Annotated in this window: 14 protein-coding genes; 3 read left to right on the plus strand and 11 right to left on the minus strand. The window is 42.1% G+C overall.

Annotation, left to right across the window (positions count from 1 at the left end; genetic code table 11):
• Positions 1-91: 91 nt before the first annotated feature.
• From MHH56_RS29780 to MHH56_RS29800, 5 genes are all read right to left on the minus strand, one after another.
• Positions 92-814 (minus strand): Stf0 family sulfotransferase, encoded by a 723-nt coding sequence (locus MHH56_RS29780; RefSeq protein ID WP_339205230.1) that lies wholly within the window; start codon positions 812-814, stop codon positions 92-94.
• A 21-nt stretch (positions 815-835) separates the two neighbouring features.
• Positions 836-1,399 carry an adenylyl-sulfate kinase gene (cysC, locus tag MHH56_RS29785; protein ID WP_339205231.1) on the minus strand — a complete coding sequence of 188 codons (564 nt, stop codon included), beginning with the start codon at positions 1,397-1,399 and terminating at the stop codon, positions 836-838.
• Between the two features lie 271 nt (positions 1,400-1,670).
• Positions 1,671-2,609, minus strand: a complete 939-nt coding sequence (locus MHH56_RS29790) for an alpha/beta hydrolase (RefSeq protein WP_339205233.1) — start codon at positions 2,607-2,609, stop codon at positions 1,671-1,673.
• A 63-nt stretch (positions 2,610-2,672) separates the two neighbouring features.
• Positions 2,673-3,734 carry an LLM class flavin-dependent oxidoreductase gene (locus tag MHH56_RS29795; protein ID WP_339205234.1) on the minus strand — a complete coding sequence of 354 codons (1,062 nt, stop codon included), beginning with the start codon at positions 3,732-3,734 and terminating at the stop codon, positions 2,673-2,675.
• 31 nt (positions 3,735-3,765) lie between these two features.
• Positions 3,766-4,983 (minus strand): MFS transporter, encoded by a 1,218-nt coding sequence (locus MHH56_RS29800; protein ID WP_339209773.1) that lies wholly within the window; start codon positions 4,981-4,983, stop codon positions 3,766-3,768.
• A gap of 337 nt (positions 4,984-5,320) precedes the next feature.
• Between MHH56_RS29800 and MHH56_RS29805 the strand changes: the two genes are divergently transcribed.
• Complete coding sequence (locus MHH56_RS29805; RefSeq protein WP_339205235.1) at positions 5,321-5,923, plus strand: TetR/AcrR family transcriptional regulator; 603 nt, start codon at positions 5,321-5,323, stop codon at positions 5,921-5,923.
• Positions 5,924-6,045: 122 nt separating this feature from the next.
• Here MHH56_RS29805 and MHH56_RS29810 read toward each other — a convergent pair whose 3' ends face one another.
• Complete coding sequence (locus tag MHH56_RS29810; protein WP_339205236.1) at positions 6,046-6,399, minus strand: VOC family protein; 354 nt, start codon at positions 6,397-6,399, stop codon at positions 6,046-6,048.
• Between the two features lie 137 nt (positions 6,400-6,536).
• Here MHH56_RS29810 and MHH56_RS29815 point away from each other — a divergent pair, with 137 nt between their 5' ends.
• Positions 6,537-7,808 (plus strand): DUF1963 domain-containing protein, encoded by a 1,272-nt coding sequence (locus MHH56_RS29815; RefSeq protein WP_339205237.1) that lies wholly within the window; start codon positions 6,537-6,539, stop codon positions 7,806-7,808.
• A gap of 70 nt (positions 7,809-7,878) precedes the next feature.
• On the opposite strand, the gene MHH56_RS29820 is transcribed toward MHH56_RS29815, so the two are convergent.
• The 4 genes from MHH56_RS29820 to MHH56_RS29835 form a co-directional block, all read right to left on the minus strand.
• Positions 7,879-8,994 carry a glycoside hydrolase family 99-like domain-containing protein gene (locus MHH56_RS29820; protein ID WP_339205238.1) on the minus strand — a complete coding sequence of 372 codons (1,116 nt, stop codon included), beginning with the start codon at positions 8,992-8,994 and terminating at the stop codon, positions 7,879-7,881.
• Positions 8,995-9,344: 350 nt separating this feature from the next.
• Positions 9,345-15,215, minus strand: a complete 5,871-nt coding sequence (locus MHH56_RS29825; protein ID WP_339205240.1) for an S-layer homology domain-containing protein — start codon at positions 15,213-15,215, stop codon at positions 9,345-9,347.
• Positions 15,216-16,025: 810 nt separating this feature from the next.
• Positions 16,026-18,047, minus strand: coding sequence for a TniQ family protein (locus MHH56_RS29830; RefSeq protein ID WP_339209774.1), 2,022 nt, complete (start codon positions 18,045-18,047; stop codon positions 16,026-16,028).
• A gap of 44 nt (positions 18,048-18,091) precedes the next feature.
• The gene (locus MHH56_RS29835; protein ID WP_339205241.1) at positions 18,092-19,885 is read right to left on the minus strand and encodes a TniQ family protein; all 1,794 of its coding nucleotides are present in this window, start codon (positions 19,883-19,885) and stop codon (positions 18,092-18,094) included.
• A gap of 289 nt (positions 19,886-20,174) precedes the next feature.
• On the opposite strand from MHH56_RS29835, the gene MHH56_RS29840 reads away from it, so the two are divergent.
• Positions 20,175-20,543: a YopX family protein gene (locus MHH56_RS29840; RefSeq protein ID WP_339205243.1), complete on the plus strand. Its 369-nt coding sequence runs from the start codon at positions 20,175-20,177 to the stop codon at positions 20,541-20,543.
• A 22-nt stretch (positions 20,544-20,565) separates the two neighbouring features.
• Here the strand turns inward: MHH56_RS29840 and MHH56_RS29845 are convergent, their stop codons facing one another.
• The gene (locus MHH56_RS29845) at positions 20,566-23,580 is read right to left on the minus strand and encodes a TrlF family AAA-like ATPase (RefSeq protein ID WP_339205244.1); all 3,015 of its coding nucleotides are present in this window, start codon (positions 23,578-23,580) and stop codon (positions 20,566-20,568) included.
• Between the last annotated feature and the right edge of the window lie 121 nt (positions 23,581-23,701).

The following is a 23,701-nucleotide window of genomic DNA, read 5'->3' on the forward strand; positions in this document are numbered from 1 at the left end:
TGCTATATCGCGGTTGCTTGTATCCGAGCGTTAGCGGAAAACCGCGAATGCTTGCGCCTATACTAGGAGCTAAGACATCAATTAATCGTGATTACCACACTTTTGTTTCGCTTCCCGCTTGTCTCTCTTGACGGTAACGCTGCACCCACTGCTCTGCCACATCATCTGCTAACTTATCAAAAGCTGGCGGAGCAACCTCCACCGATTCGGACTGAATGTTCAGAAAATCCAGCACCCTCAGCACTGTTCCTTCATAATCGAGAATAAAATCTTCATAAACGATCGTAAGTGGAACGATCCCTTCTTCCGAGAAAAAATCCTCCATCGCCGCTTCCCGAAGCGAGCTTTCGATGAACAAATGGTTGATTGCATCAAAATTATACTTATCGGCAATATCATGCTCTTGCGGTTTTTGGCCATGCTGCCGATGCCACTCTCCGGATACGATGGCCCGCCACCAAGATACGGCTAAACGGACTTTATTTCTTCTCGTCATATAGATATGTTTATCGCAATTCGGAAAAGCTGCACGCCAGACGCTTGCTTTTGTCGCCGTTTCTGGCAATTGAAAGATGTTCCGAAATGCTGTGATCCATTCGCTATTCAAACTTGTTTTCAAGCCAAAAACACCATTTGACGAAGTACCTTCCCGCCACATCTGCTCCATTTTGTCCACCGTCATTGTCTTGGGATCATTGAAGAGCAGCCATTCCGCAGGATTTCCTGCTACGTCAGTTGATGAAAGAGCTTCATTCAGCAGGGTACTCCCTGTACGCTGTGAAAACCATATTGTATAACTTTTTTCCGGTCTCATTTATATATCCCCCTCTCTATTCTAGATATTGTTCAATCGGGATTCGATGTACGCAACAAGCGCATTTATAGCATCTGCTTCGCCATACATCTCCGTGTCTATGATCATATTAGGTTGTATCGGCGTCTCATAAGGGGAATCAATGCCCGTAAAATCCTTTATTTCTCCTGCTCTCGCTTTGCGATATAAGCCCTTGGGATCACGTTGTTCGCATTCCTCCAGAGAGCATTTCACATACACTTCTGCAAAATCTTCCGGCCCAAACCGCTGCTTGATCTGCTTTCGATACGATTCATAAGGGGAAATCATCGGTACAAGGACAACAAAACCTTTCTCTAGAAACATATCCGCAATCTCCATTGCACGGCGCATATTTTCCAGTCGTGCCTCTTCCGTAAACCCTAGATCCCGATTCAAGCCTTGCCGTAATCGATCGCCGTCAATGATGACGCATCTGTTCTCACGCCTCAGCAGCTCACTCTCCGCCCCGCAAGCAAGCGTCGTTTTTCCTGAACCGGACAACCCCGTTAACCAGAAAATAGAACCATTATGACCATTCCACTTTTCCCAACTCGTCCTTTGCATAGCCGCAGCCTCCTTTCGATATGGAGCCGAAGCTCACCACGTCATCTGTTTGTTTTTAGTATAGAAAATTAAGTTGGATGCGGGCAAGGTAATGATTTATTATAGCTGTTTGTGGGGAGAAGCTCTTGCACCATTTTTAAGCTTAACTGAAACAGCGCGCACCGATTGAGATCGGCACGCGCTGTCGGTAATAGAGCGGATAGAATAAGTTCGTTTATGGAAAGAGTCTTCCAGGTCAATTCTGACCACTGGAGAAAGTTCCTTTACTTAATTAAGGATTAAGTGCTCTCGCAATCGCATCCACATAGCTTTGGCTAGCTCGCTGGCTCACTTCTGCTTGTGGAACGATCATTTCAAAGCTGTGAAAACAGCCGGGATATAAATGAAACTCGACGTCTACGCCTGCTTGCGCTAAGCGTGTGACATATTCGATTGTTTCATCACGGAATACATCGAGCTGACCAATGCAGGTATAGGTGGGCGGCAACCCCGCCAGATTTTCCACCCTCGACGGAACTGCATGTGAAGATAGCTCGCTATCATCAAGGTATTCGCCTAAGTACATTTTCCAAGCTGTCAAATTGTTCGTTCGGTTCCAGGTTGCATTATCCGCTGTAATTTCATGACTTGATGCCGAAATATTACGGTTGTCGAGCATCGGGTACAGCGGCATTTGGAAGATGAGGGCTGGGCCGCCTTTGTCACGAGCCATGATAGCAAGCGCTGCGGTCAGACCCCCGCCCCCGCTTGCACCGGCAATGGCTATCCGATTCAAATCAATGCCCAGCGAATCTGCTTCGTCCGCCATCCACGTCAAGCCTGAATAACAGTCGTCGATAGCAGCTGGGTAAGGGTGCTCAGGAGCAAGTCGATAATCGACAGATACAACGACACAATTAGCTGCTTGCACGAAGCGTTCACACAAAGCATCGTCCATGTCCGGATGCCCCATTACATAACCTCCCCCGTGAATCCACAGCATCGCAGGAAGCTTAGCGATCGTTCGCACGGCAGGTTCGTAAATTTTGACCAGTATCTCACCTGCTGCGCCCGGGATCATACGACTTGTCGAACGTACATGCTCCGACTTTTCAATAGGAGAACTCGACAACAAACTCCGGCTCCACTCTAATTTTCCTTCCAGCTGAAATCCAGGAAACTGAGCCAATACCGGCCTTAATTCTGGCAATACGCGACTTTCAAAATTCATAATAATTGCTCCTATAATACAGTTTATTTGTTGATTACATTTTTTTTAATAACTACAGCAGAATCATGATTCTTTTTCCGTCTCCGCTTCCCACTTGGCAATTTCCTCTCGGACGCGTGGCGCAACCTCTGTTCCTAGCAGCTCAATGGCTCTCATCACTTGATCATGCGGCATAGTACTTAAAGGCACATACATCATAAAACGCGTAACGCCTACATTTTTCCGAAGATGAATAATTTTTTGGGCAACGGTTTCCGGATCACCCACATAAAGTGCTCCTTCAAAGCTGCGCGCGGCATCAAAGCTGGAACGGTCATAATGCGCCCAGCCCCGCTCTTTCCCCAGTTTATTCATGCCTGCTTGCGTGGAAGGGAAAAATGTATCTGCCGCTAGATCCGTATTTTCTGCAACAAAACCGATGGAATGAGACCCCACTTTAAGGTGCGATTCATCATGGCCGGCATGCGCAGCCGCTTTCTTATAAAGCTGTATAAGTGGTTCAAATTGCATCGGGCTTCCGCCAATGATCGCGAGCATCAATGGCAGTCCGAGCAGTCCAGCACGAATTGCAGAGTCCCGGTTGCCTCCGCTGCCTACCCATATCGGCAACGAATTTTGAACAGGCCGTGGATATACGCCTAAATCATGAATCGCAGGCCGGTGCCCGCCCTTCCAAGTTACTTTTTCGGACCCTCGTATTTTTAAGAGCAATTCCAGATGTTCCTCGAACAGCTCGTCATAGTCATTCAAATCATAGCCAAACAGTGGAAAAGATTCGATAAAGGAACCCCGACCAGCCATAATCTCCGCACGTCCATTTGAAATACCATCAAGCGTAGCAAAATCCTGAAAAACACGTACCGGGTCAGATGAAGAAAGTACCGTTACGGCACTCGTTAGCTGAATCCGTTTTGTCTGTGATGCAGCTGCAGCTAGCACAACTGCAGGTGAAGATGCTGCATAATCTTTCCGATGATGCTCACCTACGCCAAATACATCAAGTCCCACTTGATCGGCAAGGACAATTTCCTCGACAACCTCACGCAATCGCTGCGCATGACTTATTACTGCACCCGTATGAATATCCGGCTTTGTTTCTACAAACGAAGTTATACCTATTTCCATGATCAATCTCTCCTGTTTAAATTATTTATTTTCATGCTGTAGAGGCAGTACGCCTCGTCATTGCCCAAAACAGAAGAGCGAATGTACTAACCGATGCTCCAAGCAAACATACTCCGTCCCAGCCGTAATGGGCATAGGTAAGCGTCGATGAGATCGAACCAACGGCACCCCCAATGGAGTAAAAAACCATGTATCCCGCTGCAAGTCGGCTGCGAGCCTCCGCATGCAATGCGAAAATCATGCTCTGATTCGTGACATGTACAGCCTGCACAGCCAAATCAAGAAGAACAATGCCAATAACCAAGGCGAATAGCGACTGATCTGTATAGCTGATTAACAACCATGATAGGAGCAATAGAATCAAAGCTATGCCCGTCGTTTTCTGTCCATAACCTTGATCGGCAAGCTTTCCCGCCCTTGCAGCAGCTAACGCTCCAACAGCTCCCACGAGGCCAAATGCCCCTATGGCGGTGTGAGAAAGTGACCATGGCGATGCGCTAAGGGGCAGTACTAATGAAGTCCACAATATACTGAAAGCCGTAAAAATCAGCATAGCCAGAACCGCCCGGATACGTAAGATCCTCTCTTGAACGAACAACATAAACACCGACTTAAGCAGCTCAGGATAGGACAGAGATTTCACTTCCCGCTTCACATTTGGCAAAACCTTAAATAACGCAACAACCATAAGAAGCATCAATGCTGCAGAAAATAAATATACGGAACGCCAACCCGCTATATCTGTTAATACTCCTGCAATCGTTCGTGCAAGAAGGATGCCAATGACAATTCCACTTGTAACTACGCCAACGACACGTCCTCTTTCGGCAGGAGCAGCTATGTTCGTTGCGAATGCTACAAGCGTCTGGGTTACAACAGCAAGCAGTCCCACCAAGGCCATACCTGCGAAAAGCATCAGGCTGGAGGAGGCGAACCCAACGATAACTAGGGCGATAACGGAAAACAACATCTGACCGATAATGAGTCGGCGCTGGTTCAGTAAATCTCCAAGCGGTACCAACAATAACAATCCCAACCCATAAAAAATTTGGGTGATCGTAATCAGAATGCCAATGGTTGAATAGCCAATGCCAAATGCCATCGACAGATGATCGAGCAGCGGTTGTGCGAAATAGATATTTGCAACAGACATCCCGCAGGCAACCGCAAACAACAGTGTGACCAAGCGAGACATGGAGGAACCCTGAACGGAAACGCGATCGTTATTTGTTCCCTGTGATGAATTCATCCTTACCTTGTTATAAATTGCTGCTTTTTCTTTAAGCTCCTCCATTCCAAACTCACCTTTTCTTTATTCATTTTAAAAACTTTTTTGTGTACCGATCGGTACGTTATATTGCTCGGTAAATATAGCGCATAAAAACGATCTCTGTCAATGAAAAAATATTTGCACACGGTTTTAGGTTAAAAACCAAGCGAATATTGTGAAGAACAGATCTTTCATTTGACATTGCAAACCGCTAATTATAAAATAATACTATACCAAATGGTACGTAAATGAAGGCGATTATCTATTGCATTTGATTCATTCACTAGAAAATAAAGAATACCGAGAGGTTTTGACTATGGGAAGAACCCGCGAATTTGACGAAGAAAAAGCATTGGATGCAGCTATGCAGCTGTTTTGGGAGAAAGGCTACGAGGCTACCTCACTAAGCGATTTAACTTCCAGAATGGGTATTCAACGACCTAGCCTATACTCAGCTTTTGGTGACAAAAAAGAATTATTCGAAGCTGCACTGCGCAGATATACGATGTCGCGCGCTGCTCTCGTTCGAACCAAGCTTCAGAGCTATTCCTCTGTTAAGGAAGCCTTTCGCCATTATTTTGAAGGGGTTGTTGCTGAGGAATACGGAGAAAATCGCAACCGTGGATGCTTTAGCATCAATACGATAGTCGAGCTTGCACCGCATGATGAAAAATTCGAAATTCTCACAAGAGAACATCAAATGTACCTGTCCGTCATATTTCTAGAGACCATTGAAAGGGGCATACAATCGGGTGAGCTCGAAATTTCAGTAAACGCGAAAGCTTTATCGCAATCGCTAATCGTATCGTTAATTGGGTTAACGGTAATATTGAAAGCACGCCCCGAACAATCATTTATTGATAATACGATAGAGATCATACTTGCACAGCTTAAGGAAGCACCCGTTCATGGTCAGTAATTCAGTAGAAGAATGAATGTTATTGCCATCTATGCACCACATAAAAATAAAGCCCACTGACCAGTTGGTCGGCGGGCTTCATCCGTTTATCTCATGCTGTAAACAATAAATTTCGCCTTGCCTCAATGCTCATGAGAAAGAATGTTGATAAGCTTATCAAATGGGTCGCGTACATAGAAACGCCGAACACCCCAGGGCTCCACAGCAATGCCATATTCGATTGAAAACCCAGATTTTTTCATGCCATCAAATGCAGCTTGGATATCATCGACTTCAATCGACATATCAGGCACAGGCGTGTCAGATCCCCCTTGTGTGGCAAAACTAATTTGTATGCTCATCTCTTCGCTCGAACCGTAAGTTCTAATCCAACCATGATCCATCCATAACTCAAGACCGAGTACATCCTCGTAAAAACGTTTTGCAGCGGTAATATCCTGCGCTTCAATATTCGTGACGATCCGTTTGACCCGCATCTTAATCCTCCCATCATTATTCGATAATTAATAATGCTTCTTCCCGTAATAATTCGGTTAAATGCTAGTGACAACCTTTTCAATGACAGAGATAATAAAAATAGAAAACAAAATTCCATTTTTCTAGAGGTGAGCTAATGACGGAACGTCTGCCCTGCCAAACAGAAGGCTGCGTAGCAACTATTTTACCAGCTACCGCAGCCAAGACAGGCGGAATATGTATGCCCTGCCAACAAAAAAAGCTTCGATTGGAAAAGGAAGACTATATTGCCCGCAATCGTAGATTCGTCGATCCTTATAAAGATGTTACCGAACCCGTTGAAATACTTAAAATCATGCATACACCTAAAAAACATGATCCGCTCGAGGTTCTTCTCTCCTACCCAAAAAGCGAACAGGAACTCTATCATAACCTCACTCCAAAGGAAGTCGCTCAAATGGAGGCGTATGCTGTACAACTTATTGAAGAGGGGGAACTTGATCAGGCCGAAGAAATTTTGTTATCGCTCGTTTGCTTCGCTCAGGCAACCATCCATCTTGGCTTGGATGCGTTAATACAAAAAGAATGTTTTTATCCAGGGATTCTTTTCAAAGATGCTCTGCCTTCCATTAGAAACAAAATCATGGAACGGATTCATCACGATAAGGAGAATCGCAACCATCTACTGTCAGCCCTTGCTTGGATAGGAGATGAAGAGATTGTGCGTCAGTTTGACAGCTGGGCAAAATCAGCTCCACGCTGGGCTAGCGAACTTTATGTATCCCCTGAAAGCTTTACCCATGAGGCCGGTTGGGAGCTGGATGATGAGGGAAACAAGATTACATTATTCCATTCGGTTCGCTATGCATTTAAGGTTGAAGATCAATTTACTGAAAATAAAGCAGTGCTTGCGCTCAAGGACAGTAATCACACCTGCCCATGGTGCGACGGCCCAATAGAGGTGCTTTTTGATTGCAATCTCCTCGACCCGGTTCTGCAATTTCTGAATCTTGAAGGTGAACGTTTGCGATTGGCTGCATGTATGCGGTGCGCAGCTTATTATGGTGTGCAGTTTATGGAAATTGATTATCAGGGCCATATGAGCTGGAGTTCCTATAATCAGCTGCCGAAGCATTTTTCTCGAGAGATTTATGAGGATACAGAGCCTGTCCATTTGCTGCACATGTTAGACCAGCCTAGAGGTAGTTATGAAGCTTCTTACTGGGCCCTTGAAGTGCCTGCCACACAAATTGGAGGGCATCCGACTTGGATTCAAGATGCTGAATACCCGTCCTGCCCTAGCTGTGCGGAAACAATGGTATTCATTGCCCAGCTGGACATGGAGCAAGTCGGAAATAGTGAAGGTATTTACTACACCTTCCTTTGCCGTGGCTGCCAGCTGTCAGCGACAAGCTTCCAGCAGACATGATTTAAAATCGAAGAAGAGACCCACTTCGTGTGGGTCTGATTACCTCAAAGAGGAGGTCAGCTCTCCGCGCTTACGATTTGACGAATGTTTTCTTAATCGCCTCTAAATACCCGTACCCGTACAAATCGTCCGGCAATAAATAACTCGTCTCCGTCCACTCATTCCAGCTGTTCACCGTGATGAGCGGAGGTTGCTCTGGATGTGCGTCCGCATATTGCTTCGCTTGTTCAAACGCCTTCTGAACGTTGTCTGGCGTATTGTTCTGAACAACAAGCGGAACACGTTCCTTAAACCTCGGATTATTATCCCAGCCAACCGAGATGTGCGGATAATACGGAATGTCGTATGCTGCGTCAATGCGGGACCACTCTTGAACGACATCCACCATGATTTCGTTGTAATCACGGTCTACGTTCACGAAATGAACGTACTGATAGTGGGTCAAGCTGTCGAAGCCAAGCAGCTTTACGATCTCTTTCGCCGTTACCTTTTCCCCGCCGTCAACGCCGCTGAGATTAAAGTTCTGTTCACCCCACAAAGTGAGCTGCAGGTGTAAGCCGGGCAAGCCTTCTTCGAGGCATTTGGCTCTGAACCAACCGAACGCATCCTTCGTTTCCTCGGCACCGCCCAAACCTCTCATCAGATTGGCAAGATCATAAATATTGAAAATTGGTTTGTCATCAATCGTGTAGTAAGACGGATGCTTAAAATATTGATTAATTACGCGCTCGGCGATGATCTCGAATTCTTTGCGATCGACCGCACCATCCCAGATCATGGCGCCTTCCATATCATGCGACAAGCGGATATCCCACGTATTATTCACGCTATGGTTAGCCCACATCAAATAAAATTTCACTTTATCGTTGTTTCTTGCCTTTAGATAGCCGTCGTTGAGGCAATTTTCCAAAAAAGGGCGTTTGTCGTACCAGTACCAATCGTAAATGAATACATTGACGCCGTGGTCCGCCGCCGCGTTGATCTGCATCTCCATCACATAAGGGTCCGCTTCGTTGCAGTAGCCCCACAGCGGCTTGCGCGGCCAATTATGTTCGGGAAACTTCTTGACGGCGTTCTTGACCGATTGCCACTCCCCAATCCCCTCCGGCCAGAACATCCTAGTTCTTGGTTCGTCCCCTGTATAAGCTGGCCATATGTATGCCGCTACGTCATACTGTTTGCTCAAATGCATTCCTCTTTTCAACGATTTTTTAAATTGGAAGCCTTTACATAATACTCATTATAACCAATAGCCCGCATACGAACAGGGGTAATAAAGACATTAAATCCGGGTAAATACGACATAAGACTCCCTAACCGCCATCACATTACAACAAATAGAAGATGCCAATCAGAAATCTCTAGTTAGCTGCATATTCCGAAAAAAGTAACAACATCCCTTTTTTCTCAAAAAATGAAAGTCATTTCTCTTCCCTTAACATAAAAAAGCGGAAAACACCTAGTTTATCTAATAGGTATTTTCCGGCTTCTAATCGATAAAGAGGCTGCGGAATCCGCAGCCTCTTTATGTAATGCTTAAATGAATGTAGCTTTTTGAAGCAGCCTTTGGATAATGGCGGCTGTTTCAGCTCTAGTAATATTTTTCTGAGGCTGCAGCTCCCCATTATAACCGCCGATAACACCGAATTGAATCGTTAATGCCGCGGCTTGGCGAGCCCATGCCGCTAATTTGGTATTATCTTTAAAACCATGAAGCAGATTTTGCTGCTGTACATTGCCAAGCTCATTATACAAATCTGCCAGCTTCATTGCTCTCGATAAAATAACCATTGCTTCCTGTCTAGTAATCTTCTCGTTAGGCTTGAATGAACCATCGCTGTATCCATCAACCAATCCGTACGAATATGCGATTTGAGCTGCTGAATGATACCAGTCCTTTTCTGATATATCTGTAAAGCTTACAGATTTAGCAGCAGAACTTAAACCTAATGCCCTTATCATTATAGCTGTGAATTCTGCTCGAGTTATTTCGTTATCCGGTAAAAAACGCTGCTCGTCAGAACCATTAATGATAAGTCTTGATGCCAGATCATTGATACTTGTTTTGGCCCAATGTGTTGCAACATCGCTAAATGATTTTTGATGATAAATGAGACCGTACATGCTGTTAGTCATGCTGCTCAGGAAAGCGTAATAACGTCCGCCTTCTTCTATTACCTTAGTTGGAATATGAATGAGCGATCCGTCCGAAATTAGCTTTACTCCCGTCGTAATACGCTTAGGATCTAATCCTTCAGGCAAAGCAATACTTCTCTCTACAAAAGTATCAAATTGATTCAGCTCTATTTCCTTGCCCCCAAAGTACGCTTTCACTGAAAATTTCACAGGAGGAGCGAAAAGTGTAATTTGTCCGTTACCCCTATCCTTATAAACAAATTCTGAGTTAGGAGCATGAATGATTTCCATCTTGAGAGTTATATCCTTAAGTGAAACATTAGATCCGAATTGGTTAAGCCATTTATCAATATGAACTTGATCCAACGGAAAGCTATAAGACGCTTTTTCAGACATTAGTTGAATAACAGCGTTACTGCTTTCAAAGGCTGAAAGAAGCCCGGCATTTATTTCCCAATTCACGATATCAGATTGATTATGAACTGTAATCGTAATAACGGGATTATCACCTGCTCCATTCAAAAGCTCTTTAAGCTGAGCTTCCTCAAAGACCAACGTCGTAACTTTTTTACCTTCTATTGTCCTTACAGTTGCCTTAATCATTTGTACTGGCTTGTTTCCTATGCTAACTGTAATATCAGAATTCGTTTCTGTACTACCACCGCCATTGCTGGAACCGCTGCTTGCTTGGTATTCAATAGATGCTGCATGTGCCACACTGCTATTACCTGCTGCATCTCGGTATTGAACGTATAACTGCTTAGATCCATAATCTCCATCCAAAATCCAATTTTTGGTGAGCAGTACATTCTCCCAAGCTGACCAAGTCAACTTATCGGCAGAAAACCGCATTTCAGTAACACCACTACCATCGCCATCTGAAGAAGTTAGAGATAGTTTCACTTCCTTGCTACTCGTTACAGTAGCTCCGCTATTTATGGTAATCGTTCCTGTTGGTATCGTCTGGTCAAGTTTTATTTTATCTTGAATAACGGAATGACTTACATTGCCTGCCTTGTCTTTAAACTGTACGAATACTGATTTCTCCCCGTCGCCTGCTCCAAAGCTCCATGCCTTCGTTGCAGCGGATGGCTCCCAGCTACTCCAATCCGTCCCATTGCCCGAGAAGCGCATCTCGACAACGCCACTTCCTTTACTACTGTCATCGCTAGTAAGAGTTAGAGTTGTATCCGCAACATTCGTCCATTCCGAACCAGCTTGATCAATGGTTAATGTACCCGTTGGAGCAGTAGTATCCACTAGGAAAATAATCGTAGCAGCATTACCCGCTCCATCCGTTACAACAAGTGTATAGCTACCGTCTACAGTAATCTCCGTACCGCTTGTAAAAGCAGTTCCATTTAATTTTGCTGTGCCTTCATTGAAGTTGATCGTGACCTTATCCTTGTACATGCCGCCATCCGCAACACCTGTTACGATTGGTGCTACTGTATCAATCACAAAGTTCACCGTTGTTACATTTCCAGCTGCATCCGTTACGATGAGCTTATACGTGCCATCTTGATTAACTTCAGTCCCGCTCGTAAAAGCAGTTCCATTCAATGTTGCCGTTCCTTCACTGTAGCTAACTGTCACTTTATCCTTGTAGATCCCACCATCCACAACACCTGTTACGATCGGTGCTACTTTATCAATCACAAAGTTCACCGTTGTTGAATTTCCTGCTGCATCCGTTACGACGAGCTTATACGTGTCGTCTTGATTAACTTCCGTCCCACTTGTAAAAGCTGCTCCATTCAATGTTGCCGTTCCTTCATTGAAACTAACTGTCACTTTATCCTTGTACATGCCGCCATCCGCAACACCTGTTACGATTGGTGCTACCTTATCAATCACAAAGTTCACTGTTGTTGCATTTCCTGCTGCATCCGTTACGATGAGCTTATACGTGCCGTCCTGAATGACCTCCGTACCACTCGTAAAAGCAGTTCCATTCAATGCTGCCGTTCCTTCATTGTAGCTAACTGTTACTTTATCCTTGTACATTCCACCTTCGGCTACTCCAGTTACGATTGGTGCTACCTTATCAATCACAAAGTTCACCGTTGTTGCATTTCCTGCTGCGTCCGTTACGATGAGCTTATAAGTGCCATCTTGATTAACTTCAGTCCCACTTGTAAAAGCAGTTCCATTCAATGTTGCCGTTCCTTCATTGAAGCTAACTGTCACTTTATCCTTGTAGATTCCACCATCCGCAACACCCGTTACGATTGGTGCTACCTTATCAATCACAAAGTTTACTGTTGTTACATTTCCAGCTGTATCCGTTACGATGAGCTTGTACGTGCCGTCTTGATTAACTTCCGTACCACTCGTAAAAGCAGTTCCATTCAATGTTGCTGTTCCTTCATTGTAGCTGACCGTGACTTTATCCTTGTACATTCCACCATCAGCAACTCCTGCTACGATTGGTGCCACCTTATCAATCATAAAGTTCACCGTTGTTGAATTTCCAGCTGCATCCGTTACGATGAGCTTATACGTGCCATCTTGAGTAACTTCCGTACCACTCGTAAAAGCAGTTCCATTCAATGTTGCCGTTCCTTCATTGTAGCTAACTGTCACATTATCCTTGTACATGCCACCATCGGCAACACCCGTTACGATTGGTGCTACTTTATCAATCACAAAGTTCACTGTTGTTACATTTCCAGCTACATCCGTTACGACAAGTACATAGCTACCGTCTACAGTAATCTCTGTACCACTTGTAAAAGAAGCACCATTCAATGTTGATGTTCCTTCATTAAAACTAACTGTCACTTTATCCTTGTACATCCCGCCATCCGCAACTCCTGTTACGATTGGTGCTGCTCTATCAATCACAAAGCTCACCGTTGTTGTATTTCCAGCTGCATCCGTTACGATGAGCTTATATGTGCCGTCTTGATTAACTTCAGTCCCACTTGTAAAAGAAATACCATTCAATGTTGCCGTTCCTTCATTGTAGCTGACCGTGACTTTATCCTTGTACATTCCACCATCAGCAACTCCTGTTACGATTGGTGCTACTTTATCAATCACAAAGTTCACCGTTGTTGCATTTCCAGCTGCATCCGTTACGACAAGTGTATAGCTACCGTCTACAGTAATCTCCGTACCACTTGTAAAAGCAGCTCCATTCAATGTCGCTGTTCCTTCATTGTAGCTAACTGTCACTTTATCCTTGTACATGCCACCATCCACAACACCTGTTACGATTGGTGCTGCTCTATCAATCACAAAGCTCACCGTTGTTACATTTCCAGCTGCATCCTTTACGACAAGTGTATAGCTACCGTCTACAGTAATCTCCGTACCACTTATAAAAGGAATTCCATTCAATGTTGCTGTTCCTTCATTGAAGCTAACTGTCACTTTATCCTTGTAGATCCCACCATCCACAACACCTGTTACGATTGGTGCTGCTCTATCAATCACAAAGCTCACCGTTGTTGCATTTCCTGCTGCGTCCGTAACGACAAGTGTATAACTACCATCCGCGTCAATCCGCATTCCACTAGCCAATGCTGCTCCATTTAACGTCGCCGTTCCTTCGTTAAAAATTACCGTAACCGGAGCTTTGTAACTCCCACCATGTGTTACTCCACTTACAATTGGTGCAGTCTTATCTATCTCAAAGCCCACTGTTGTTACATTCCCTGCTTGATCCGTTACAACAAGCGTATAAGTGCCGTCCATTGTAACCGCTGTTCCACTAGTGAATGCTGCTCCATTTAATGTTGCCGTTCCTTTATTAAAGGTAACTGTCACATTCCCCTTATAGATTCCACCATTAGTTACACCTGTTACAACCGGTGGAGCCGTGTCTATTTTAAAGTTAACCGTTGTTGAATTCCCTGCCGAATCCGTTACGGTCAGCGTATAAGTACCATCCATAACAATCTCTGTCCCGCTATTAAAGGGGTTACCATTCAATAGCCCACTACCTTCATTAAATGTGGGGGCCATCACCTTGTTATATATTTTATTATTCTCTACATTTGATATAACTGGTGATATGGTATCTACAGTAATCGTGCTGCTTATAGTTCCCATACTCAAATTTCCGACCCTATCTTTATATTGAACATATATCGTTTTAGCACCTTCTCCTGCTGAGAGTACCCACGACCTCCCATTCAAATCAGAAATATTAAACCAACTCGTTTGCCAACTACCGCTAACATTCGATAGCCGAGCTTGCTCAACTCCCGAGCCACTCCCGTCGGAATAACTTCCGCTCAAAGTCACGGTGTAGTTTTTAGTAAATGCAGCATTATTATTAATGATAAGAGATCCTGTTGGAGATGTCTGATCTAATAGTATACTCTGGGAAGATGTATTCGAAATTCCATTTTTGGAATCCTTTAATTGCATATAGATCGTCTTAGCCCCGTCACCGCCAGCTAGACTAAATGTTGCTGAATTGCTAAAAGGCAACCAAGATGCTGCCGACAAACCCGCAGCACTATTCGAAAATCTCATATGCGTAACACTATCGCCTGCGTCAGCGTCAGATCCCGTTACAGATAGATTAACAATTGACGAGCTTGTAGCTGCGCCTTCAATTATCGCAAAAGAACCTGTCGGAATCGTATTTGCAGGTCCGGTCTCATAAGTAACCACTAGTTTAGGATGATACGCAGCATTTGCAGTTTCCATGGAATAAAATAGAAATCTACCGCTATCAGCATCTGACTCATTACCATTCAGAATTAAGGTTAGTTTACGATCAGAGCTGTCCGTAAATGCATCTACAGCTGATTTTACGTTAAGAGTAATCGTTTGATTCTGAAGATATGTACCCATAGGCACTTCACTAGTATTCTTTGCTGTAAATTTATCCGCATAAAGGGTGTTCGTATCCATTGGCGGAAAGCTTACAAGGTTCAAATCATTCGCTGTAGAACCCCTAACTTCCGTATACAAATTATGGCCAGGGACTCTAAGGACAGTAGCGACAGTCAAAACCAACTCTGCTGATACAATAGTTCCTTCGGGTACACCTAGATTAAACATCATTGCCATTCTATTTCGGACATTTACGAAGCCGTCATTATTACTCATACCAACATAAAGAAAACCATCCCCATCATTATCGTATATGCCGTTATATTCCGGCTGGCCTCTCAACTCCATCGTATCCGCAGAGGCAGTGTAACTTTTTGTAACTGTACCCCCAGCCGCATCCGCTCTATTAGATACTAGTCCAGGTGAAATAACTGATAATAAAATAGCGATGACCAACAAAAAAGATTGTTTCCTCATCCTTCATTCCTCCACTTCTTGTATGGAACCATAGTTAATCATTGAAATATCATGAAGTCTTTAGCTGCCTTCTTACCATGGCTTCAACATGATCCTTATAAAAAAATTCTCATCATTAACTACTATAATTAAAAGGGAGGTTGTCTTATAGTGACCGCTGTCATCAATTCTGTCATATGACAATTTTATTTTAATGTGGTTGTCCCCATATGAATAAGTTCACCACACCACCCAACCAATCCCGCTCCACCCTACTCCCACAGGGCTTTTCATATTCACGACACCCTCAAAAAAATCCGATTTTTTAATAAGTTTGACTGAAATGCAGAGAAAATCATGGGCGTGAGGGCTTAGGAAAAACACAAATCGAACCATAAAAGTTTGACGGCAGGTAGGAGTAAAAGCAGGAGAAAACATTGGGATTGGGTTTGAAAGGGAACAGATTAAAATAGGAATAAAACCAGAACAGGCAAGGGATCTCGAGGATATTGATTGGGAAAAAGATCGAGGAAGAGATTGAAATAGAAAAGAAAAAGCCGAGTGATTTCAGGTGGAAATGCCTGAAATCAGTTCGGCTTGTAATTACACTTTATATGTTTTGTGCATGGTTTTAATGGTGGGCTTTAGAGTTTGTTGGATGTTAACACTAGTCATCAACTTTAATGTCACCGGACATTATTGTGAGGTATATCTACAATTGGCACAAATAATACACCTAAACCTTCGGTTTATCTTCAACCAAATGACACTTTAGATAATTTATAATAGCATAAACCAGCATTCGTATAAATTAAAATGACATAAATCGCATCAATGATTTTTGTTTTTAACGATTCCGATTTTGTACCGAAGCTTAGCCTGATTTATTGCCTCAGTAACCTCCCCATATAGCTTAAGAATATCTCTGCTCACCCCAAGATGATTAGCAATATCGTCTAAATTCAGATGTGAAGATGTAGCGGCAATCTCCTCCACTGCGAGAAAAACGCCAGCAATTAAATCTTCTTTTTTTTCCTTTATACGATTTTCTTGATCCTTTTTCGCAACTAATGTTATCCACTTCCTGAGCCAAGGAAAATGTCTTTTCAGATGATTGACACCTCGACCAATATGAGCATATATCTCATAAGCAACAATGGGTTCGCCACTTTGCAGTTTAGAGTCTATGAATTCCCTCACTTTTTTTCGCAACTCATTCTTTTCCTTTTTGTGAAGAAGAAACTGTTGTTCTGACTGAGCTGCAATAACCATGTCCTCATACGGCTTCACATGAAGAATAATGGTTGGACAATTAAGAGCTTTTGCAAGTCCTTGAAATGTTATCCTTGTATCGGACATTTTCCATTGTTCGATAATTGTTTCTAGCCTCCGTGCTTCTTCCTCGGTTATGCTTCTTTTTCCCGCAGTCCTACGTCTTGGTGATACCTTTGATTCTTCGTCCATTGATAAGTAAGCCTGCACTTCGGACATGGCCATATAGTAATAGAAGTCTATTGTTTTCCACCCATACATTTTTTTTGCTTTGGCTTGCCCAATTTCCGATACAAATGGCCCGATATTCTTCACACATTCTAAAATATTGTTGGGCACTGATTGCGGTGTATACTGTTTCGCTACACTATTGTCTAGAAGTTGATGATACGCGAGGTATCCAACAATTCTAGAGAGCTGAGGATGTCGAATTTTAAGTTTCTTTGTAATTTGATTGTGGGATGCTCCTGTATTCAGTAGATCTTTTACCTTTTGAGCGAGTAATATACCGTCACAAAATGATACCGGGACGTTATACCATTGATTTTCTGAAATTCCGTACCTCATGTAGCATCCCTTGCAGACGCTGGGATATGCGTATCGTATTTTGTCCACCAAAAAGCAATGCTTCCAAGAGATTCTTTCCATTCCATTACTTGTACCATAGAACTTACACCATTGTGCTAAACATTGCCCGAACGAATATTTTGTAGGATACATGGATGAGATGTATGATTCAGGTATACAAATTGTTTGTATATCGGATGGCTTTAGATCTAACCTCCGTAGAATAGAAAGAGACTGGGGCACAGTTACCCTTTTCGGATCACTGTCATCCCTAACCATTCTAACAAGCCCTTGCGTCAATTTCCTCAATCGAGGTTGTAAATCCGATTCTGGATAATATGTTTCAGGCTTTCCTTGCAAGAGATAAACAATTGCAATTGCAAGAGATTTTAGCTTTGAATAATTCTGAACTCTTGGAACCAATGCTGAGAATGAAGGGTTCATTAGATAATGCCAGTCGGAATATACACGTAGCTGAGCAGTAATTAAGTCTGTCTCTTCTATTTTTGTTACGCCAAGTGATGCCAGTTTAGATCCACATGAAAAGCAACGAAGTACTGCTAAGGTATTTGATAGAAAAGGTTGGTCAGTCGTGCATTCTGGGCATTTCGATATTAGACGAACATGATGTTTGTCACAGATCTCGACTTCTTTCACCTGCCAAATCAATTTCAATACGCCATCCTCTTGCAAACACACCGGGCAAAATCGTCGTTGGATTTTATCTGTCACGTCACGCATTACAGCAGGGTAATCCTGAGATATATCAATATGATCAGTGTATTTCTCTACTACCGATTGGAAAGTCATTGCTCGTAATCGGGAAAGGGGAATACCGACAATTTGTGACAACGCTTCAAGGTTAATAACTCGCTCCGATAGAATATCGATCTGATGATCAGTGCGTCTCCTGCTACCGTTATGAACTGAAGTAAACAAACTATTCAAACTCACGAAGTTTCTGTGAGCAATTCGTATGAGATACCCAGTAAGGGATTCACCACATTTCGGCATAGGTCTAATAGTAAATCTTGATATCACTCTTGGTCCGCTCCAATTCACTCAACTACATCTTTAACACTCCGGTTGTGCCGGACAATTTGTTCATGGATATATGCCGTAAGCTCAGGGGCAGTTCGCCAGAGTACGGTGCGTTGTATTCCAAGCATACCATATACCGCACGAGATGTGACTGCATCGGTAGGATTGGATAACAAGTAGGTTTCCATTTTTTTATATATCTCATCTTTCATTGATTGGATCCTTTGCCCTCTTTGAAGCTGTTTTGCCTCAGCAATCAATTCATTGTATCTCCGATTTCGAATCGTTTCAGGACACACTCCTAAGAGGTCACACACTGCATCAATCGTAATATCCTCATCCCTTTCCAATAAGCCCTCCAGCGTTTCACGAACTTTTTCACACTTTACAATGCCACCTGATCGTTTTGACGGTCGGGGCCTCTTCAAATCAACAAGCGCACGCATAATATCCTGATGAAATCGATAAATGAGAAATTGCTGATAACTCTCCCAGCAATCCCAATGTTGAATGACCTTCAGTATCGTTCCTTTACGAACCTTGTGAAGAACTTGCTCGAGCAAGGCAGTGTCAAGCTCAATACGAGCAATATTCCACTCAGAAGAGTTTATCCGGGTGCAGAAATAAGCTAAACATCGGCGGGTTTTATCCTCTGTGAATCCAATACTTCTTGCTAACAGTTTTATCCCTGTCAGAGGTGTAGGTTCCTTTCGTAGCGCCTGATACGCTTCAATAAAGTAAGTTCGCTCTTGGAGCTCTCCATCCTCGCCGATTGCGTATTCACACCCACATTCGGTACAGGCCAAATAATACAGTAATATCTCACCGGATTTACGTTTTTTCATAGTCGTTCCCGTTTTCACGAGCGTTTCCGGCTGCTGAAATCCATTACACCATGGTGCTAGACAAGACAATTGATCTGCCTTACGAACCAAGCTTTGTCTTACTGACTCCACAAAACTGTCCGGAACAGTGAGTTCTAAGAATTCATTCATCGAGTGGTGATGTTCATACAGGGTTTTTAACAGAAATGAAAGGTGAAGGGTTCGCCTTTGAGACAGACTGTCTCTTGCATGCTGGAGTAGTGTAGGTAAAACCGATAGCACCGGTGCCTCTATGAGTTGCCGATCAAAATACTGCTGCCTTCCGCAATGCAGATACAAAAGACGCATAGCTGTTTCATCTGATTTAACGTGGTGGTGGCCTGGCTCAAACAAAACAAGTAGCGCCTCATTTATCCAATGTTGTTGCTCTCTAGCAAAGTCATCAATCGGTTGCGCTTGACTCCTTAAAAGGGAAAAACCACAGTGCGGACACACGCCAAGGAGTTCAACAACCCGAAAATGGAACTGCTTCTTACAACTAGGACATCCGTTGACTAGGTAAACGTCATGTAGAGTGCAAGCTGTGACAGGAGCCAGCTTCCATAAGAGTCTATAGTACAGCATCTCTTTCAAGCATTGAGGGCAGTACCGATAAGTATCTAATATCATCCCGGATACAAAACGTGCCCGCTGAATCTCTTGATTCACTCCAAACGTCCTCAATAGTGGAGCTAGAGTAGCATTCTGTAATCTCTCCATTGACTGTCCTGTCAAATTCGTAAGCTGTTCCATATTTAGGACACTTCCATATGAGATATCGAGGAGGTTGAGGTCAGCCCGTTGGACATACTTTCTATCCAATTGCTTAATACTATTTAGCATCGACAGAAATGGAACACCATTTTGGTTGGCTAGGCGAAGTAAATAACTCCACAATGACTCTCCAGTTCGTGGGTTCGGGCGAACTGTGAAGATGATATTTCCCATTCATAGAATCCTCCTAGACTTAACTAGGACTAGTTATATCCAACGAGTCATCCCCATAAACAAACACCCCCTGTATATACCGGTCTTTACGCTTCCCTAATAGCTGGTTCACCGGAAGAAGCATGGTTATACATCAAAATGAAGGAAAAGTTTAATGGATCATAATAGAAATGGAAATACTATTCCTATCGTGTTTAAGATGACATGACATTTTTACGGAATCTGTTATCCGAGAATATTAATTTTATATGGGACTTTTGAATATCTTATACCGAGGAGGGAAGTTTTCATGAGGGACATTCGGCTTAAGGTAGTTGATGAGTTCGATAAGAAGCTTTACTCTGTTTCTGCAATTGATTTTAGAAACAACAAAATATCCGTTCATTTTAGAGGAAATTTGGAAAATGTTTTTGATTTCGGAGACATTCATATAATTCAATCGACAGAACTACTTGATAACAATAAAAACGAGGTATACGAGTCAGATTTATTATCTAATGGGGTAAAAACTTTTTGCATCTGTTACGACAAAAGCAAAGCTCTCTACTACGGCGTAGAACTCGAGAGTAATGAACAAATTCCGTTGGAACAGTTATTAAACAAAAAATTTGTTGTTGTAGGTAATTTTTATATCGATACGGCTAGGCGAGGTGAATGATCCCACCTCGCCCTTTATTCACTCAAAATAACGAGTATTTTGATTGTCTGTTTGAAAAGGCTGGTTTTGTGCCTTCAAGAATATCTATAATATATTTATTTATTTCAATATTCTCGATAGCACCAGATTTATAACTCATGTAATTGTTATTTGTTTTATCCATTTGCGCATGGATAATCTGTTCTGCATCGCAAACAACAGCAAGATTAGGATTGTGCGTAACCATAATAATTTGTCTTCTTTTCTTTGCTTCTTTTATGCAGGGAACAAGCATTTTAAAGACTGATTGATTATCCAGATTTTCCTCAGGTTGATCAATTATTAAAGGTATTTCATCGTTATCTACCAGTAAATAAAAGATCAATAGTAATGCTCCTTTTTCACCTGGTGATAACATAGATATTTCTTTGTCTCCTAGCTTTAGGCTATAGTAAGGCTTTAAGTATTCGAGTGAGAACAGATATTGATAAAAATCCAGAACAGTAGCATTCTTTCTAAGTTGCATTTCGATATTGGACGAATCAGGAATTGAATTGTCACTAGCCATAGTTGTTAATAACTTGTCTACAAAACTAATAGTTGAATCCACCTCGTTAAAATCCGTTTCTTCAAGCAAGGAAGTAAGTAGTTTTCTACCTTCTTCTGTTCCGTAGAATCTTCCTCTAACACCTTGATTGATCTTTCCTAAAATTCCATCAAGCGCCGTGCTACCATCAATAGATACTTCAAATTTTAATTCATAATCAGAATCACTTAATGAATGCTTATCGATAAATTCTTGTACTGGTTTATACAAGCTTGAATAAATTTCGGATATCTTCAATATGTCAGCGAAAATTTCCTTTGTCTTTGCCACTCTAAGTTCCTTATGCTTGGTGATTTCTTTTTTCAGATCCGACTGTAGGTATAATGCGTTTTGCTGTAATCTTATGATTTCATTTGAAATTTCAACTCTTTTAGTTTCCCAATCGAAAAGTGATCTCTTGTATATATGGTATTTTTGTGTTGGCTCATCCAATCTGCTTTGCGTGCCTTTGATTTGGAACTCAAGTGCTTCACGCTGTTTAATCAAACTATTAGGGCTATTATCGCTAAGATCATTCGCAAGTTTTATGTCTTGCGTAAGTAAATCAGCTTGAACGTTTCTTAATGAGGAAACATCAACATTGAGTGTTATAATATTTTCAATTTGCAATCCAAGTGTATTAATTTCAATATCACAATTTGCAAGAAAACTAGAGTACTGCATCTCGAAATTTTTAACTCTTTCATCAAGTCGCTGAGCCGTAGCGATCTTATTTTTTACATCGATGTGCTCATTCTTTTTACTTTCAATCGTTTCATTCAAACTAATAAGTAATTTCTTATAATCATCAACAAGAGCAGAGAGTCCGAGTAACTCTCCGTTTAAATTAGCATTTGCAGCATCAGGGGGTAAAACCTCTTCAGGCTTTTGTTTTAAATGAGCTTCAAGTTCTTGTTCTTTGTTTTTAAGTAGCTCAAGGACATTCGAGATGTAATTTGGAGTTGCCTTATTTTCCAGATTCATTAACTGCTCGTTAATAATCAGGAGTTGATCGGATAGAATCCGAATAGACTCTTTAATTGTCTCACTTTTATATTGAATTAAGTCGTTCAAAGACGTCTTCTGATGTCTATCTTTTTCATCTACGTGTGAAAAGATTACCTTTTTCAGCTCGTTTTCAAACTTATCATCTTCATTATTGCACAATGTTTCTAAATAACGCTGGGGAAGATATTTGACTTTTTCAAGTGCATGTTCTTTGGGGTTTTCGTCTAGCGAAATACTTTCAACAACACCGTTTTCCCATGTAAGCACAGCTTCGAAATTTTTAGCTAAACTCCCTTGTCTAAATCGGACTTTTGTAAGAAAAGAAAACTCTCCCGCATTTTTAGTCCCCCCAGCCAGGCCTATGATGTCTGCCAGAGCGCTTTTACCATTTCCTTTATTACCGATAACTGCAACTAAATCGTGATTTAATTGCACAGACACATTATCAAACCAACCGGTGCCTTCATTCTTCTTGCTTACAGCGATTGATGAAATAAACTTCCCCTTTTTATTATTTACTGATACAAGTTTGGGGGGCAGTTCACCTACATAGACTCTTTCATCCCATTCGTTTAAAACCTGCTTTAGCCCTTCAAAGGTAGTATCTGCTTTAAGCCAAGTATAGCATTTACCAAGCTTATCTTTCTCTGATGATGAGGGGCTGTAATGTGCATCGCTACAATCAAGTAATTTATTATTGACACCAGCCTCACTAAGAGAAACAACAGCCTTAAAATAATCTTCAGCAGAATACGATGATACAAAGACTAAATCTACACTATTGATTATGTTTTTCTTTTCCGCAATGGATCCATCCATCCATTTAATATCTGCCCACTCTGTTTTACCAACAGCTGTTAAGTATTTTCCAACAAAGTGATGTTGATCAAGTATTTTAAGTATTTGTTTCTTATCAAGATTTAGATTATTAAACCCTTCTTCCAGATCACTTTTGTACTGTCCTCTTTGTTCCTCAGGAATGGATGATTTGATCATCTGCCCTAATTGTGTAAGCGTCATTCTATTAACAATAGAATTCCATGTGACTTGGTTTTCCTTTGCAAGAGGGGAAAGTTCGTATTTGCTAGTAAGAGCATTGAGAAAACATTGCTCAATTATATCCGCATCAATTTGATCAGAAAAGATGACATGAAAATTGACTCGACTCAACTTGTTCTTTGCTCCACCAAATTTGTCAAGTCTGAGTTCTACAACTGGTAACAATAAGTCAATGTTAGCCAGACGACCGTTGTCCTTGTATTGCTTGACCTTACGATATCCATCAATAAAGATGTAATCGTTAATACCAAGTACTTTAATCTCAGATGGCAGATTTTCTAAATCTCTTATGTAATTTTCCCAAACTTCGTCTTCGGTTGCTCCAACAAAGTGATGTATTATTGAATATGGGGTATGCACGTGCAAATCCCATTTTTTCCATAGTGATCCTTTCTCGTAATTCATATTAAAGCTCTCCTCCCACAAAAAAATTATGGACAGTAAATTCGACGAAAAAGAACGAATTTCCTTCTTTTGGTCTATTTTCTCAGAGTTTTCTATCAAAAACAAGGAGTTATGTCCTACC

Source organism: Paenibacillus sp. FSL K6-3182, from assembly GCF_037976325.1.
In the GTDB taxonomy this organism is placed as follows: Bacteria; Bacillota; Bacilli; order Paenibacillales; family Paenibacillaceae; genus Pristimantibacillus.